The 249-nt window shown below is 63.5% G+C and carries 1 protein-coding gene; it reads right to left on the bottom strand.

Annotated elements, in window-relative coordinates; all coding sequences use genetic code 11:
• Nucleotides 1–249, bottom strand: a 249-nt coding sequence (locus tag SB786_RS37145; RefSeq protein ID WP_410731701.1) for an MFS transporter, incomplete at both ends; no start/stop codon positions are given.

The raw sequence follows: 249 nt of genomic DNA, 5'->3' as shown, positions 1-249 counted from the left end.
CTGGGCGCGGATGACCTCGCCGATCAATACCGCGCCAGCAGTCCATTCACCGCCGAAGCCAAAGCCCATCAGCGTCCGGGCGATCAGCAACTGTTCGTAGTTCTGGGCAAAACCGCACAGGAAGGTGAAAAAGGCGAACCACAGCACCGTCAGTTGCAGGGTACGCACCCGGCCGATGCGGTCGGAGAGGATGCCGGCGACCCAGCCGCCTACGGCCGAGGCGATCAACGTGCTGGTGTGGATCAACCC

It is taken from the genome of Burkholderia sp. SIMBA_062 (assembly GCF_046534765.1).
Classification (GTDB): Bacteria; Pseudomonadota; Gammaproteobacteria; order Burkholderiales; family Burkholderiaceae; genus Burkholderia; species Burkholderia ambifaria.
This window is presented reverse-complemented; position numbering and strand designations above follow the sequence as displayed.